The 318-nt window shown below is 64.2% G+C and carries 1 protein-coding gene and 1 pseudogene; both read right to left on the bottom strand.

Translation table 11 applies throughout. From position 1 onward, the window contains the following. A partial coding sequence (locus tag ECTPHS_RS13800) for a glutaredoxin domain-containing protein (protein WP_040406243.1) occupies nt 1-186 on the bottom strand: 186 nt, incomplete at its 3' end. Further along, nucleotides 184-318 (bottom strand): annotated as a pseudogene (locus tag ECTPHS_RS14895) (glycosyl transferase family 2); the annotation flags it as partial. The gene ECTPHS_RS13800 and the pseudogene ECTPHS_RS14895, both read right to left, overlap by 3 nt.

Raw genomic sequence — 318 nt, forward strand, 5'->3', positions numbered from 1 at the left:
GGGCAGCGCCTGCATGATCTCCTGATCCGCCAGGATATTCACATAGGCAAAAGGTGCCCCGCAGGCCTTGAGCGCGGTGGCGGCCCGATTGGAGAAACCGCACATGGGGAACTGGGGCGTCCCCTTCATGTAAATGATGACGGGGTTTTCCTCCACCTGCTGCCTGATACGATCCAGAGCGTCCACCGTCGGTTCCGGCAGCACGTGAAACCGCTGCCCGTGGCGACGCCCCCAGCGCTTGAGGCGGCGGGACAGGAACACCTCCGTCCCCCGCATAGACCTTTTCACTGAAGCCGCCCACGGCCTGGAAGGCCTCCC

The sequence above is a fragment of the Ectothiorhodospira sp. PHS-1 genome, from assembly GCF_000225005.1.
In the GTDB taxonomy this organism is placed as follows: Bacteria; Pseudomonadota; Gammaproteobacteria; order Ectothiorhodospirales; family Ectothiorhodospiraceae; genus Ectothiorhodospira.